We start from the raw sequence: 13,382 nt of genomic DNA on the forward strand, positions 1-13,382 counted from the left end.
TCATCCTGAAGCACCTGGGAGAAGCGTCCTAAAATTGTTAGGACATTTATCCCGGGTGAGGGAGGAGTTTAATTATTCAAGGAGCGATTGCGGGCTACGATCATGGGGAGATTAAGTAGTCTTGACCAAGACTGACGACATTTTTCCTGAATGTCCGGGATAAGAGAAGAATCGGCCCACCATTCGTTACTCACAGCAATCAGTAAGTCTGGCTGAGTGATTAAAAACGATAACCAAGGCCATACCAGTAATTGATCGTAACAAATAATGGTGTTTACCTTTACCTGTTCTATTAGGGAAGTGGCTGGCCACCAATGAGCCGGGAAGCTGCTTGTTATGAAGGGATTCCACATAGCAAAGGGCACCGGGAACACCGAATAAAAGAGAGGGATCTTCTGGGCATGACTGTGTTTGATCATGGCCAGTGCATCTTCTGGTTGATGTTTGTGCCATGCTATGACACCTATTAATAGTGTCATCTGGTGAGGCATAATTTGCTCAATGGATAATCTTGTACCGGTAAACCAGTTATTTATAATACTCTCCGGAAGAATAATCATAGTTTTGTCCCGGGGAATTTGATGGAGTAATTTCTTTAAATAGTTAATCTGTCGCGTAGGGCTGACTGTGAGGGGTGTTTGGGTGTCAACACCTATCCAATTAGGAGGCACTCGAGCAGGTGTATAGACTATATTTAAAGACATGATGGTCAGCAGAAGTAAAAAGATCCCTTTAAAATCTGGTTTATCCATAATCCAAAAAGACATTATTGCTAGAACAATGGCGCTGAGTCCGGCTCCTGGAAACCAGAACCCCATGGCATCAATGGGTGAAAGCCAGCCGATCAGCCCCAGGGGTGGAACTGCTTCTAAGAGTAAAATGATTAAAAGATGATAAAAACTCCTATAGAAAATCCAAGGCCAAGCCAGAAGTAGACTACTTGATAACCAACATAAAATTGCCACTAAACTGTGATGTACATGAAAGAAGTTTGCAAACGCGTTAAGTAGTCCAACTGACCCTACTGCAAAATAAATCAAGGCTAAAAAGAAGCGTTGTGTTGCGTTGATCCCTTTTTTAATAATGAGAATAATCAGTGGGGAGACAAGCATGCCTATGCCATGATAGAGCCACAGGCTACCGAGAATGAAACTAACTATTCCTAATAAGCTAATTCTGAATGATGCAGATTGCTTTAACAGTATGGAGCTAATCAAGATAGTAACCAATCCCATCGCCTGCGGGATAGCAGATCCGCTGATGCTGACGCACTATTAAGCGACTCTTGGAGCTAAACTGGCAGGATAATAAGAGGTTACTGCCCGTGGGATTCATTTGGTTCCAATGAGCTAACTGTGACAGGGAGGCTGATAAATTATTATTTTGTAATGGTCGATTTATTTCTAAGACAACACTTATCACGGACAGAGTCGTTACCACCATGAGTAATAGCAAGTGAAGGTTTGAGAAGGTTTTCTGCTGACTAGTTGGCTCAGAGTTATGATTGTGAGTGTCCATCTGAGAGGGCTTAACAAGCGTTAACTCTTTTAAGAGATGCAGTTGTTTCTCATGGAGTGCTTCTATCTGCTTAATAAGGTGTGGATGTGATGCGTTGGGGGAACCCCTAAGGGAAGAAGTATAATGATAAAAAAAGGCAATCACTCCCCAGAATGGGTCGTCATCATAGATTCTTAAGGTATCACGTAAGCGCAATTGGTCCTGTTGTTCTTGATCGGTTAACGGCCGGCCTAAAAATGCTTGCCATACTTCTTCTCGTATAGTCATAAGGATGGGATAGAATCAATAGCCAAAAGAGTTTTGTGGATTTGGTAGCGGAAAGTATTCAGCGACAGATGGTAGCCAAAGCTAAGATTCATGTCCTGAATGCCAAGTTCAAACCAGAGATTGACGGGCATCCCAGACAAGGTATCACTTAATTGAGGAGTGAGACAGGGGATGACGTGTTCGACCCAACCTTCTTGATGTATATGGTTTTCCTTAAATTGCGAATGATGCCAATAATAAAAATCTGCTGTTCTTCCAAAATATAGATTCAGTAAGATCACTCCCTGTTGATAATTGTTAGGCAACAAACGTTGTCGAGATTGAAGTTGTAGGATGCAGAGGGGACTTTTATTCATTAACCATAAGGTAAGTGTGTTAATTCTCCTCATGATGGCTCCAATTTCATCATAACGTCCTTGTTCCATGAGCCAAAAGCTATGACTAGGACAATGGATAATGGCGCGAGCAGATTGATTATTCTTTAAATAGCGATTGACTTTTCGTTCAATGAATTGCCATCCTTCAATAATGGATAAATCAATCGCATAACAAGGTACTAACTTACCAGAGGGTAAGCGAATGGGGTAGGTGGAAAAATCTTTGTTCGTTAGATCGGCATCAAACAATAGCAAAGGATATTCTTGTTCTTGTAATCCATTTGTCTCAGGGTGCATATAAAAGTCTACCAGTACATGACAGAGCAAAGTTTTCCCTAAGCCACCTTTTGCCCCATCAATCATGTATGTTTTAATCATGTCTGTTGTGAAGATTGATTAAGAGATAAGGATTCTTCGGTAAAGTGAGTTTTGAAAGGAAAGAAGGGTGGGTCATTAGTTATGAATTCTGGTAGAGGAGTGCCAGTTCTTTTTAGCGGTGGCAGTGGATGATCTATTCTTTTTAATATCGGTCGAATAGCAAGATAGGCATCGTACCGACTCAATCCGGATAAGCGAAGATACCAATGATATATCAGTGAACCACTTAATCCTTCATGAAGCATTTTGATGAGTGTCGCGCGATGGGTGGGATGAATATAATTTAATGTTACCCACAGATCTTGAGAAAAAGAATCCTTGGGTAAATCCAGAGGTATAGAAGACAGTGGTTGTGGGTTGCAGTGTTGATTAGTTCTAGTCATGATTGTAGGGGGGTAAAATAAGGGTTTGATTAACAAGGATGGTCAATTCTGTGCCAGCACGAATCTCTAAAGTGGGGGCAATACTGAGGTTTTTTTGTAACAATTGACTGCCTACCATATTGAGTTCATTGGCCGCACTGCCCGCAGCCAATTGGCCGGTGTTAGGAGAGGTCAGCAATGAGCTGTTTTGTGGTTGTGAGAGTTGGGCACCGACGCCCAACACTGAGATCAGCAAAGCACTACTTATTATTCGTCCTGTATGATTATCAGTGAGATCTGTTAATCCAGATTGTCCTTGTTCGTCTGATCCTTCTAGTCCCTTGAGGTTAAAAGTAGAGCCATCGGGAAAAAGTAAACTATTCCACACTATAAATACTCTTCTTTGTCCAAAGGCAAGATGATTATCATAGCGACCAATAAGCTTGGTTCCCTGAGGAATAAGAAGATCATTGGGGTGAAGGGAATCAAAGATGTTTTCACTAATTTGTGCGGTGATGAGGCCTGGCAGATCCGAGTTAATTGCAGTGATTAAAGTGGCATTCAAAATACTTCCGGCTGACAGTTCATGCTTCCCTAAAGGTGGAATAAGGCGACTTGAGGAGAATGTTCCATCGCCAACTTGCGAACTATGTTGAAGAAATTGCTCTTCCTCTGACAGAGGTTTGTTGGGAGAAGCGTTTCTTGGTGTGCCATAGGTGGGGTTAACCGGCAAGGCTGTTATTGATGGATGATCGGTGACAGTGGTCGTTATAGGGGCTGTCAGAGCCTTTTCAAAACTTGTTATATGGTTTTCCAGACGTTGATCATTATGATGATTTAGCCAGCTTTGATGTTCTGTCGCCTTCTCAGCCATAGATGAATTGGGTTGCTGGATTGCGGTGTCTGCGGAATGACTATTTAGAGTATGATCAGATAAGGATGTGAAATCACTCACCACGGGTGGCGGTTGGGGCGGAGGTGCTGTCCCTATTAATGACGGATTGGTGAGGTTGATATCATCAGAAGTAATGGAATGTGTATGACCGGCGCTCACAATACCAAAGACCACAAGAGTGATTAAAATACTGATGATCGTTACGATAATCCATTTTGTACGAGGTAATAATCGCTTCCCCGTGTCTTTAGCAATGGGGATGACTCTGTCCAATTTGTCCTGGGGACCATTAATTAGTCGATTGAGCCAATTTATCATGATTGATCTCTAGTTTAACCAGCTTTCAAATAGGGGTCGCTTCCCTGCATGGATGGTAATAGTCTTCTGATTGTTGCCAGAACCGATGATGAGGTGTGCTTCCTTGAAGAGATGATTGACCACATAATAGTGATGGTTTAATTCATAATTGGTAAGAATTTCCTGACCATTTTCTACTATAAACAATACTGGAGCTTTGCCTTCAATCCAGGCTGTGGGTAATTGAATAAACACTTTACCCAGTGACGAAAATACTCTCTCAGGTAGTGTTTCAGATCCCTCACACCAATAATCAAAATTAATATCTTGGGGATTAACGGAAGGGAGAGTGGCAATATTATCTTTTTGTTGTTCAGTAATTTTTTCTTGTTGATCTAAGACATGCTTAATAATTTCTTCGGGATCATAGAATCCCACCATAGGAATATAATGGTTAGCTGTGGATTGCAAATTCAAATAATAAATTCTGCCGCGATTGGTGGTAATGACTAAGTTAGTGGTTAACTTGTCCTCAGTGGGCTTAATTAACACTACTGCGCGCGTTCCTGCTTCGCCTGTTTGGACTATCCAACGAACAGTATCCCCGAGGGATAGGTTATTAATCTTTTCATGGTCCATTAAATGGATGACGCATAGATGATGAAGAGGGGCACAGTCAATTGTCGGATGAGAGTGAGCATAGGGATAGAGAATCTCACCGGAGTCGGTGGTTAAGCTGGTGGCATTTCCCGTGTGTTGATAATTTAAAGAGGCACTCTCCTCCATGGTGCGAGGGTTATTTTTATTTACTTGAGCCTGGTTTGTTATAGGGTTTTCAGCATAACTCTGGCCAGGCAAGGCCGCGCTCACTAATCCCACAGTGATGAAACAAAGAAATGGTAATGTTTTTTTCATTTAAATCTCCCTAATTACTCAATACTTCAGTCCAACTGAACTGGTTAATAAAGATTCCCAATGGGTTGTAGAGCATAACTTTTGGTTTATTAGTGAGTTCTTGAGATTGGCCAGTGATAATATGGGCCTTCCAATGACTCTCTTTAATTAACTGGAAATGATGGTAGTATTTTTCACTCCAGGTGACTTGCCAGGTGTTTTTACTAATGGGGAGTACACTCATAATGCTAGGATTAATCGTGAGACCGTCTTGATTAAATGGACTATGGGCTTTATACCATTCATCGAGCTGCTCCACTGCATTGGGGCCAATTTGTGCGTACACTCGCTCTAAAATAGCTTTTTGCGCGACGGGCTCGGGTAATACACTGCGTGCTTGCCAAATCCAATTGGCGACCATGGCTTCGGTAATTCTGTTATCAATGCTGTGTGCTGTAACGGGAGAAGCGTAACCGATGGGGGCACCTAATTTGTCTAAGGCAATAACATAGGGTTTAATTTGACTTTGACTGGCAAGCCAGAGAACGCCAAGTATACTTAACATACTTAAAGACACTGCAAAAAAAGCCAACCGTCGCCATTGGCTAGCATGGTGAATTGCATCACCATAGCGTTCATCCCATTCACGGCGGGCGTTTAAATATGGAATGGGGGAAGATGCCATGATGATTGACCTTATACTGAGAGATAGGTCTAATCGCGTACTAAGGAAAATAAATCAATAAAATATTATTTTAAAAAAAGACTAACCATGTTGACTTTAGATGCGATATCTAAAGAGCCAAGTGGCACAACTCATACTACCCATTGCGATGAGTGCAAGAGGCCAAAATTGTGGCCATAAGTCCACCACAGAGTCTCCTTGTAAAAATACCCCCCGTACAATCACTAAAAAATAACGCATTGGATTAATGAGTGTAATCTTCTGAACTAAAGTGGGCATGTTTGCAATAGGAGTAGCAAAACCTGAGAGAATAATGGCGGGCACAAGAAACAAAAAGACACCTAATAAACCCTGTTGCTGAGTTAATGACATGGATGAAATCATTAAACCCACGCCAATGGCTGCCAGAAGAAAAAGGACTAGTCCAATCATGAGTGCAGTAATACTGCCCATAAAAGGGACTTTAAACCAAGTAGTAGCTAACAGGACAACTAATATTCCCTCAAGGCTGCCGATAATTAATCCAGGTATCGCTTTACCTATCAGTATTTCAATGGGTCTGAAGGGAGTGACTAATAACTGATCAAAGGTTCCCTGTTCACGTTCACGGGCCACGGATAGTCCTGTCACAAGTAGCGTAATAACGAGGGTGAGTAAGCTGACAATACCCGGCACAATAAACCAACGTGATAGTAGGTTGGGATTAAACCAAGATCTGATAATGATTTCACTAGGAGCCTTATCCCAGTGGTAGGTTTTAGCCCAAGATTGATTAAACTCAAGAATTATAGTGTTAACGTAATTGAGGGCCAGTGTGGCAGTGTTGGAATTTCTGCCATCAATAATAATTTGTACTTGGGCTGTATGATGACTTAACAGTGTTTTGGTGAAATTATTCGGAATATGAACCACTAAAAGAACCTCTTGTTGGTTGATTAGCCTCGCCACATCACTTTCTTGGGTAATGGTTTTAGTTAAATTAAAACTGGAGGCGCCAACAAAACGATTAAAGAGTTGTCTTGAAGCCAAACCGGAGTCCTCATTGAAGAGGGCAAAGGGGACATGATTTAAATCAAAGGTAGAGGCGTAGCCGAACACCAGTAACTGAATTAATGGCGGGCCAATTAACACAAAACGGCTTTTTTTGTCGCGCAGCAGTGCTAGAAACTCTTTTATAATTAATGCCCATATTCGCGCTAACATTAATCTAACCTCTTGTACGAACGTTTCCAGGTGATTCCTAAAAAAAACATAGCCATTAACAAAAGAGCCAATCCGTTAGTGATCAATATAGGCCATACGTTGCCTGATAAAAAGAGTGTTTGCAGTATCGCCACATAATAGCGGGCAGCCACGATATGGGTAATGGCTTGGATTACAGGAGGCATTGAATGAATATCAAAAATAAATCCTGATAAAATAAAAGCAGGTAAGAAGGTTACGATGATGGCAATTTGCCCCGCCACAAACTGGTTTTTGGCTATACTTGAAATGAAGAGACCCATACCAAGTGCGACCAATAAGAATAAAGCAGAGAACAACAGAAGAAGGGCAAGACTGCCCACTAAAGGAACGCTAAATAGCCACACGGCTAAAGCAACCGACAATAACATTCCCCCCATACCCATAATGAAATAGGGGATTAACTTCCCCAGCAACATCTCGCTCATGGTGACCGGACTGGCCATTAACGCTTCCATAGTGCCGCGTTCCCACTCTCGAGCCACGACGAGCGCTGTCAATAATGCTCCTATTAAAGTCATGATGACGGCAATTAATCCGGGGACTAAGTAGTCTCTACTTCTAAGAGAGGCATTAAACCAAATACGTGATTCTACGCTCACCGGAACAGTTAGTAACTGAGCATGACGTTGAGCATAATGGGTTAGCCAGGTTTGCCAAACACCCGCCAGATATCCTGAGATCAGATGAGCATTGTTTGCATCGGTTCCATTGATCAGTATAGAAACAGGTGCCACTCCGCCATTTAATAATAAACGGCTAAAATCATGACGTAACCACAATATGCCATGCACACGATGATCGATAATAGCTTGTTGTGCATCGTTTATATTGTTAAATGTCAGTGGTGTAAAATATAAAGATTGGTTAAGCCCCGCTATAAAATCGCTGGTTTCATGGTTGTTTTGTTCAACCACAACAGCAATGGGAATGTGATGCGCATCCAAAGAGACTCCATAACCAAAAATAAAGAGTAATACAATGGGTAAAATAAAGGCAATGGCAATGGCTGAGGGATCACGAACAATCTGAATAAATTCTTTATGGATCAGTGCCTGTAAACGTTGCCGATTCATGATGATCTCCGAATCTGTTTTTCATTGTCCTCAATGAGAGTGATAAAAGCCTCTTCCATGCTGGGATGAAGGCTTTGTGGGGTAACAGCCAACTGACGAACCTCAGAGGGGGATCCTTGGGCTAAGATTTCACCTAATGACATTAACACCAAATGATCGCAATATTCGGCCTCATCCATATAGTGAGTAGTGATAAGAATCGTTACTCCCTGTGAGGCCAACAAATTGATATGCTGCCAGAATTCGCGACGTGCTAAAGGGTCAACCCCCGATGTGGGCTCGTCTAAAAAAAGAATGGATGGTTGATGCAGTAGCGCACAGGACAAAGCCAAGCGCTGTTTGATGCCTAACGGTAAATTATCTGTATTCACTTGACGATAGTCTTGCAGTTGAAACTCTTCTATAGCCCAAGCAATTCGTGTTTGTTTACATTGACCTGTTAGGCCATAGGCGGCAGCAAAAAAATTCAGGTTTTGATCGCAACTTAAGTTGCCATATAAAGAAAACTTTTGTGAAACATAGCCCAATCTTGCTCTTGCCTTGGTAGAAGCGTGACGCATATCGATTCCATCAATCAGTAACTTTCCCGTAGTGGCTGGCAACAGGCCACAGAGCATTCTAAAGGTGGTGGTTTTGCCGGCTCCGTTGGCGCCCAGCAAACCAAACACTTCCCCTTTTTTTACCGTAAAAGTAACATTTTTAACTGCTTCAAACTGATTAAATCGTTTACTCAAATGCTCCACAATAATAATCGGTTTGCCCAGCTCAGATTGACCTCCTTCACTAACCAATTCAGTAGAAGAGCTGTGAAGGGTGGGGGCTTGATGAGGGGAGCTCAATAAATCAATAAATGCGTCCTCGAAACGAGGGGGGATGTCTTGCCAACGTTCCGTGTCTTTAAATTGGATGGCTATTGAGGGCTGACATAAAACACGTACCCCTTCAGTGACAATGCGCACATCTTGAATACCAGGACGTGAACGAATTGTTGCTTGAAGTTGTCGTAAAGAGAAATGAGGCGAAGAATCATTGACTAAAAAAGTTCTACCCTGAAGTTTTTTCATTAGATAGTGGGGAGAGTTTTTTTCTAATAATTGACCAGCATTAAGCAAAATTACTTCATCACATTGTTCTGCTTCATCAAAATAAGCGGTACTCATTAGAATAGTTACCTGTTGCTTTTTGAGCTCTTGAATAATATTCCACAATTCTCGTCTGGCAATAGGATCTACCCCTACGGTGGGTTCATCCAACAATAATAGAGCAGGGGTACGAAGCAGGGTGCAAGCCAACCCTAATTTTTGTTTCATCCCTCCCGACAGTGCCCCAGCCCGCCTCTGGCTAAAAGGACCTAATGCGGTCAGTTTAAGTAACTCTTTTTGACGACTAAGACTTTCTTCTTTTGTGAGTCCGTGTAAATCAGCATAGAGCGTGAGATTTTCTTGAACAGTTAACTCTTCATATAAGCCAAATCGTTGAGGCATATACCCTGTAGCTGGTGAGTTGATGTCTTGATTAGGCTTTTTATTATGGCCAAATAGGCGAACCTCCCCTTGGTCAGGAAGGAGAAGTTGGGCGGCAATTCGGATTAAAGTGCTTTTTCCAGATCCGTCCGGGCCAAGAAGCCCTGTTACTTTTCCTGCTGAAATACTCAAACTGAGTTGATGGAGTGCGGGGATTCTATCTTTGCCTCTCGGAAAGGTTTTACTGACTCGATCAAAGAGGAGGGGGGAATTCATCTTTATTTGCTACAAGGGTCATTACCCAAGTGAGAGTTTAATTTATCGGTGAGGTTAATATGAAGAGTGATTGGCATACCCAAGCGTAAACGATGATTGGTATTACAGGCAAATATTCTCACCTGATAAACCAACTGTGTACGGAGTTCTGGTGTTTCAACATTTTTAGGGGTGAACTCCGCCGTGGGAGAAATATAGCCAATCCAACCTGCGAAAGGCTGGTTGGGATAGGAGTCGCTATTAATTTCGGCTGGCATACCTGGATGGATTAAGCCAAGGGATGTTTCAGGGATATAGGCGCGTACCCAAATAGGATTATCTAAGGCGAGTGTCAAAACGGCTGCCTGTGGTGTGACCATGTCACCGGGTTCAAGGATGCGATTTTCAATCACCCCACTCTCCGGGGCATATAAATTCGCATCTAAAAGCTCCTGTTGAGAAAGCGCTAGGGCAGATTGATAAGATTTTAGTTGCTGCTCAGCCGCTTTAATATCTTCTTTACGGGGTCCCTCAAGGGCGAGTTTAAGTGTTTGTTGTGCATGATTAAGATTGGCTTTTGCGGTAATGAATGCGGCCAAAGCGTTGTCTACATTTTGTTTAGGAACATATTGTTTTTTAACCAGTTCTAATTGACGCTCATAGGTGATTTGAGTATTAATTAAATTAGCCTTGGCTGAGGAGACTTCAGAGCGGGCTTGTTCTATTTCCTCGGGGCGAGAACCATTGCGTAATCGATTAAGTAATTGTTGTTGGGCAGCCAATAATGCTTGTTGTTGTTTAATAAGTTCTTGAAATCGTACCGGATCTAACTGAGCTAGCAACTGGCCTTTTTTAACATTATCGCCTTCTTGTACTAAGATGGTTACGATGCGCCCTGTGTCATAGAATGCTGCCTCGACTTGTCGAATATCTACATTGCCATAAAGGGTAATTTGATTGTGTTGATGTGACGATTGTTGCAACCAGTATAAGATGCCTAACGCTATGCATAACAACAGAGTTAAGATCACAAAGATCTTTTTAGGAACTTGAAGCATAATATTCCTTGGTTTTGATGATTGATACCGATAAATTGATTTTATATGGATTTTTGAGATTTAACTTAAAAAAATAGGTAAACTCTTCTTAGTTATTATCTCCCAACAATCAAAACAGGCTGCCGACTATTTAAGCTTAACGATGAGATCGGTTTCTGACGTCAGAAACTACTCTGTATGGTTGATTTTTATCGATACAGATCCAGAGGAGCCGTCATGAGGAAAGTGCCCGGTCAGATGCTGTTGAGAGACGCGATCAAGGATTGTTCCTTCTTTTAATCTGTCTTCTGCCGAGTGAGAGGGATTAGAAGAAGCGGAAGAGATAGGGGTTTTATCCGACAGACGAATACGGTTAGCTAATTCTCCTCCCAAGGTGTTTTTGCCTAAGCCTTGTACTTGTTTGTCTTTAAGTATGTCTTTAATGGCTTGGTGTTGTTGAGGGGCTTGCCCCGTGAGATGATCTTTGGCCATGGATCCAATACTATTTAGACTGTGTTGGGTTGCCGCGGCTACGCCCTGTTGACGCATGAGTTTGGCTCCACTGGCCATTGCTTTGGCTGCTCCAAGAGTTTGATTGGCGAGTCGAACTCCCATAGATAGTCCGCCAGCACCTAAACCCAAAGCTGTTGCTCCGGTAAATACTGAGCTTGTTCCTGTATTGCCAAGACTCAAAGAGGGTTGTCCATGCATCATGGAAGAGGCTAGAGAAGGAATCATGAAACATAGAGCGCCGTAGATAAGTGAAATTGCGGCTGCTGTGAAAAAGCTGCCTGGAGGAGGAGAGCCTGTGCCTGAGGACAGTATTGCCTGTTGTAAATCTTGATTAATCGTCTGGGCCAATGAGGGGCCCAAACCGATGATCAAATATAAAATAAAAAGCTTAACTCCTGTGCTAACTGCATAGCCCAAGTAACGCTCGCCAAAAGAAAGCGTCCAACGTGATCCTAAAAAGCCCAGCATAATCATTCCTCCACCAATAATAAGATAGCTTTCTATAAGAGTAATGAGTAATTGAAGTGAGGCAAAAGCAAAGGCTAGAACAATCAGTAATGCTGCCAGTCCTGCACTGATTGCTGAGAATAAATAACTGCCTAAGGCCTGAAGGCCTAAGGAGGGGCTTCCTAAAGCAAGAATAATTTGATTGGTAATTTGTGGTCCCAAGTTAAATACACCACTAGGGCTCAAGGTGGTGGTTCCGGAAATACTTGCGCCCGCCTGAGAAAAACTACTTAAAATCAAGGGGATCCATTGTGGCGAGAGTGTCAATAGGGTGTAAAAAAATGACAGCGAGATGATTTTAAAGGTCAAGGCACCGAGTAAATCCGAGAGATCATTTTTTCTTAACAGGTAATGCATGCCAGACCAAACAAACTCTATTAATGCTAAACCCGTAAAAAGATGATTAGCGTAAGTAATGGATTGATTCATCCAACCTAAAGAACTGCTTTGATATTGTTGCGCGATTTGATCAAGAGATCCTGCTGCTACGGTTGAAAAAGGCAAGAGGAGAGCAAGGCATATCAATACAGTAACCATGGTATTTTCTGACGTAAATAACCCTAATCAGAGGAATATGAAAGGAAAATAAGGATTAAAACCCGGCTGAGAAGTCTTTTTTAGCTTATTTTAAAAAAACTGCAATATAACTGTGGTATTTTAAAGTGCTTTTTTTAAAATTTCAGATAAAATTCACGGTGAATTAATACTATACGCCAGTGTTATTTAGACTTATTCATTGCGATAAGAGTTATTTTTAATCATTACAACATAAAGAAAAAGTTAATATTTCAATGAATATGGATAAATGGATTAAGGTTTTATTTTTGTACAGTGTATTGTCTTTGGTAAGTCAAGAAGTGTATGCCTTAGAAGATGAAATTCAAGTATATGATGACACCATCAATGCCAAAGGAATCTGGGGTGTTGAAATGCACACTAATACGACCTTAGGTGGCCCGCCTGTTACCCCCAATCCTGGGGAGTTAGCGAATCTACATCAATTAAGAAATACCTATGAATTGAGTTATGGAATTGATGGGCATTTTGAAGCAGGTTTATACCTTCCTTTTGTGCATGAAGCGCAAGGACCTATTGAATTTGCCGGACCCCGAGTGCGGATGAAATGGATTGGAAAAGCGGCACCCCAAGGGGGCTCCTTTTATGGTTTTAATGTTGAACTCTCTGATGTGAAATACCAATTTGAGGCACAGCAACAAGCCATTGAGCTACGTCCCATTATGGGTTTGCGAAATCCAGATTGGTTGATTGCATTTAATCCTGTTTTTGATTACACCACTCGTCCAGGGTTTAGACAACAGGGGCCTATTTTTTCTCCACAACTCAAAGTTGCTCGAACGGTGGCCCAGGGATTACAGATGGGTTTTGAGTTTTATGGTGATGTGGGTCCAGTGGTCCAACCTTATTACTTATATCAACAGGGTAATACTTTATTTGCTGCCATCGATATTGATCGCGGCCCTTGGATAGTGAATGCTGCCGTAGGACGAGGTTTTAATAGTTTCGCTGATGGCTGGACGATTAAGACAATTATTGAAATACCTCATAATTGGTTTCAATGAGACACCTGGTCTCTTTCTTTCTCTTGTGTTTATGTG

Annotated in this window: 13 protein-coding genes; 1 reads left to right on the plus strand and 12 read right to left on the minus strand. The window is 41.9% G+C overall.

Going from position 1 to position 13,382, the window contains the following annotated elements:
• Window positions 1–68 precede the first annotated feature (68 nt).
• From FERRO_RS06000 to trbL, 12 genes are all read right to left on the minus strand, one after another.
• A complete protein-coding gene (locus FERRO_RS06000) occupies window positions 69–1,217 on the minus strand; it encodes a hypothetical protein (RefSeq protein ID WP_152975718.1) in 1,149 nt (382 codons plus the stop codon).
• The gene (locus FERRO_RS06005; RefSeq protein WP_056929991.1) at window positions 1,210–1,785 is read right to left on the minus strand and encodes a hypothetical protein; all 576 of its coding nucleotides are present in this window, start codon (window positions 1,783–1,785) and stop codon (window positions 1,210–1,212) included. The genes FERRO_RS06000 and FERRO_RS06005 overlap by 8 nt, the downstream gene beginning before the upstream one ends.
• Window positions 1,782–2,525, minus strand: a complete 744-nt coding sequence (locus FERRO_RS06010) for a hypothetical protein (protein ID WP_056929992.1) — start codon at window positions 2,523–2,525, stop codon at window positions 1,782–1,784. Before FERRO_RS06010 ends, FERRO_RS06005 begins: the two co-directional genes overlap by 4 nt.
• An 11-nt stretch (window positions 2,526–2,536) precedes the next feature.
• Entirely contained in the window at window positions 2,537–2,923 is a 387-nt protein-coding gene (locus tag FERRO_RS10115) for a hypothetical protein (protein ID WP_152975719.1), read from the minus strand.
• Window positions 2,916–4,115 (minus strand): TrbI/VirB10 family protein, encoded by a 1,200-nt coding sequence (locus FERRO_RS06015; RefSeq protein WP_056929993.1) that lies wholly within the window; start codon window positions 4,113–4,115, stop codon window positions 2,916–2,918. Before FERRO_RS06015 ends, FERRO_RS10115 begins: the two co-directional genes overlap by 8 nt.
• A gap of 9 nt (window positions 4,116–4,124) precedes the next feature.
• Window positions 4,125–5,009 carry a TrbG/VirB9 family P-type conjugative transfer protein gene (locus tag FERRO_RS06020; RefSeq protein ID WP_056929994.1) on the minus strand — a complete coding sequence of 295 codons (885 nt, stop codon included), beginning with the start codon at window positions 5,007–5,009 and terminating at the stop codon, window positions 4,125–4,127.
• A 10-nt stretch (window positions 5,010–5,019) separates the two neighbouring features.
• Entirely contained in the window at window positions 5,020–5,673 is a 654-nt protein-coding gene (locus FERRO_RS06025; RefSeq protein ID WP_056929995.1) for a VirB8/TrbF family protein, read from the minus strand.
• 96 nt (window positions 5,674–5,769) lie between these two features.
• A complete protein-coding gene (locus FERRO_RS06030; protein ID WP_056929996.1) occupies window positions 5,770–6,876 on the minus strand; it encodes an ABC transporter permease in 1,107 nt (368 codons plus the stop codon).
• Window positions 6,876–7,991 carry an ABC transporter permease gene (locus FERRO_RS06035; RefSeq protein ID WP_056929997.1) on the minus strand — a complete coding sequence of 372 codons (1,116 nt, stop codon included), beginning with the start codon at window positions 7,989–7,991 and terminating at the stop codon, window positions 6,876–6,878. Before FERRO_RS06035 ends, FERRO_RS06030 begins: the two co-directional genes overlap by 1 nt.
• Window positions 7,988–9,730 carry an ATP-binding cassette domain-containing protein gene (locus tag FERRO_RS06040; RefSeq protein ID WP_056929998.1) on the minus strand — a complete coding sequence of 581 codons (1,743 nt, stop codon included), beginning with the start codon at window positions 9,728–9,730 and terminating at the stop codon, window positions 7,988–7,990. Before FERRO_RS06040 ends, FERRO_RS06035 begins: the two co-directional genes overlap by 4 nt.
• A 2-nt stretch (window positions 9,731–9,732) precedes the next feature.
• Window positions 9,733–10,767: an efflux RND transporter periplasmic adaptor subunit gene (locus FERRO_RS06045; RefSeq protein WP_056929999.1), complete on the minus strand. Its 1,035-nt coding sequence runs from the start codon at window positions 10,765–10,767 to the stop codon at window positions 9,733–9,735.
• Between the two features lie 168 nt (window positions 10,768–10,935).
• Window positions 10,936–12,303, minus strand: coding sequence for a P-type conjugative transfer protein TrbL (gene trbL, locus FERRO_RS06050; RefSeq protein ID WP_056930000.1), 1,368 nt, complete (start codon window positions 12,301–12,303; stop codon window positions 10,936–10,938).
• Window positions 12,304–12,557: 254 nt separating this feature from the next.
• Between trbL and FERRO_RS06055 the strand changes: the two genes are divergently transcribed.
• Entirely contained in the window at window positions 12,558–13,346 is a 789-nt protein-coding gene (locus tag FERRO_RS06055; protein WP_056930001.1) for a hypothetical protein, read from the plus strand.
• Window positions 13,347–13,382 lie beyond the last annotated feature (36 nt).

Origin of the sequence: Ferrovum sp. JA12, from assembly GCF_001431705.1 — a bacterium.
Lineage (GTDB): Bacteria > Pseudomonadota > Gammaproteobacteria > Burkholderiales > Ferrovaceae > PN-J185.

What these genes read in the sequence shown, in the direction of transcription:
- FERRO_RS06005 (WP_056929991.1), bottom strand. Translation starts at nt 1,785, where the DNA reads ATGACTATACGAGAAGAAGTATGGCAAGCATTTTTAGGCCGGCCGTTA.
- FERRO_RS06030 (WP_056929996.1), bottom strand. Translation starts at nt 6,876, where the DNA reads ATGTTAGCGCGAATATGGGCATTAATTATAAAAGAGTTTCTAGCACTG.
- trbL (WP_056930000.1), bottom strand. Translation starts at nt 12,303, where the DNA reads ATGGTTACTGTATTGATATGCCTTGCTCTCCTCTTGCCTTTTTCAACC.
- FERRO_RS06025 (WP_056929995.1), bottom strand. Translation starts at nt 5,673, where the DNA reads ATGGCATCTTCCCCCATTCCATATTTAAACGCCCGCCGTGAATGGGAT.
- FERRO_RS06040 (WP_056929998.1), bottom strand. Translation starts at nt 9,730, where the DNA reads ATGAATTCCCCCCTCCTCTTTGATCGAGTCAGTAAAACCTTTCCGAGA.
- FERRO_RS06020 (WP_056929994.1), bottom strand. Translation starts at nt 5,009, where the DNA reads ATGAAAAAAACATTACCATTTCTTTGTTTCATCACTGTGGGATTAGTG.
- FERRO_RS06035 (WP_056929997.1), bottom strand. Translation starts at nt 7,991, where the DNA reads ATGAATCGGCAACGTTTACAGGCACTGATCCATAAAGAATTTATTCAG.
- FERRO_RS06010 (WP_056929992.1), bottom strand. Translation starts at nt 2,525, where the DNA reads ATGATTGATGGGGCAAAAGGTGGCTTAGGGAAAACTTTGCTCTGTCAT.
- FERRO_RS06055 (WP_056930001.1), top strand. Translation starts at nt 12,558, where the DNA reads ATGAATATGGATAAATGGATTAAGGTTTTATTTTTGTACAGTGTATTG.
- FERRO_RS06015 (WP_056929993.1), bottom strand. Translation starts at nt 4,115, where the DNA reads ATGATAAATTGGCTCAATCGACTAATTAATGGTCCCCAGGACAAATTG.
- FERRO_RS10115 (WP_152975719.1), bottom strand. Translation starts at nt 2,923, where the DNA reads ATGACTAGAACTAATCAACACTGCAACCCACAACCACTGTCTTCTATA.
- FERRO_RS06045 (WP_056929999.1), bottom strand. Translation starts at nt 10,767, where the DNA reads ATGCTTCAAGTTCCTAAAAAGATCTTTGTGATCTTAACTCTGTTGTTA.